Origin of the sequence: Croceitalea sp. MTPC6 (assembly GCF_036985525.1) — a bacterium.
Taxonomy (GTDB): domain Bacteria; phylum Bacteroidota; class Bacteroidia; order Flavobacteriales; family Flavobacteriaceae; genus Croceitalea.
The window spans coordinates 1-379 of the sequence record NZ_BTGR01000044.1; the positions used below are offsets into that span (position 1 = coordinate 1).

The window sequence follows — 379 nt, forward strand, 5'->3', positions numbered from 1 at the left end:
TATAGGCGATATGAGGGCAGAAGCAACTTCTGGATTGCCCCAAATGACCATTAAATACAATCGCAACAAACTGGCACAGTATGGTGTGAGTATCGACCAACTCAATACAATGGTACAGTCCGCTTTTGCGGGTGGATATGCAGGGGTCATTTTTGAAGGCGAAAAGCGTTTTGACTTAGTGGTTCGGCTCGACGAGCAGAACCGTACTGACATCAATGACATCAGAAATCTGTACATCAATTTGCCTAACGGCTCGCAGATTCCGCTTCAAGAACTGGCCACAATCGAATACGAACCAGGTCCGATGCAGATAAGCCGGGACAATACCAACCGAAGAACCTACGTGGGTGTAAATGTGCGCGGACGTGATGTGGAATCA

General features: G+C 47.5%; 1 protein-coding gene. It reads left to right on the plus strand.

The genetic code is table 11. From position 1 onward, the window contains the following. Nucleotides 1-379: efflux RND transporter permease subunit (locus AACP56_RS17970; RefSeq protein ID WP_339339106.1), on the plus strand; the 379-nt coding region annotated here is incomplete at both ends.